Origin of the sequence: Acetobacter sp. P1H12_c, assembly GCF_018811975.1 — a bacterium.
GTDB lineage: Bacteria > Pseudomonadota > Alphaproteobacteria > Acetobacterales > Acetobacteraceae > Acetobacter > Acetobacter persici.
This window is the reverse complement of sequence record NZ_JACRVR010000103.1, coordinates 1-657: the sequence shown is the minus strand read 5'-3', so window position 1 is coordinate 657 and position 657 is coordinate 1. Positions and strand designations below refer to the sequence as shown.

Genomic DNA, 657 nt, shown 5'->3' with positions numbered 1-657 from the left:
CTTCTTCGCGCAGGCGGGATGGGCCGGAACCGCGCCTGGTTCCTCCTTCCCCACCCGGCACAGCAACCCCCGCCAGCCCGCCGCCTGCCCCGCAGGATGGTGAACGGGACCGGCTGACCGCATCCCCCACGCCCGTCGCCCGCCCGGCCAGCGGCTACCGCCGCGTCAAAGGCACCGCCACCCCCATTATCCGCAGGGAAGTCTACGCCGAGCCGACAATCGGCCCGGTGTTGACGGCCTCCGCCCTTGCACACTTCCTGTTGCTGGGCGCGCTGCTCTGGCAGGCCACGCACCACCCGCCGCACGGCACGCCGGACGGCCAGCAGCCTTCCCCGGTGGAAATGGTGTTTGCTCAGCCGGAATCCACCAGCGGTATGGTTGGCCCACATTCGGATGAAGCCGGGGGCGGCAATTCCGGCAAGGCCCCGAGCAAGGCCGGGCAGGCTGAACCCAGCCCGGCGGAAGGCCCGCCCTCCCCCACCGTGCCGTCTGAGGAAACACCAGCCACCCCGCCGCTGCCCGAAGCGGATGACGGGCTGACCAAGTCCTCCCCGCAGCCGCCCAAGCCGGTTAAGGCCGCGCATCCGCCGTCCGGCCACAAACCGCAGGCGCATGCCATCCCGCGCCCGACGCAGCACACCCGGCCCACCCCCAACC

At 72.0% G+C, this 657-nt stretch carries 1 pseudogene; it reads left to right on the top strand.

The features are described 5' to 3' along the window. Positions 1 to 657 (top strand): annotated as a pseudogene (locus KP699_RS16310) (energy transducer TonB); the annotation flags it as partial.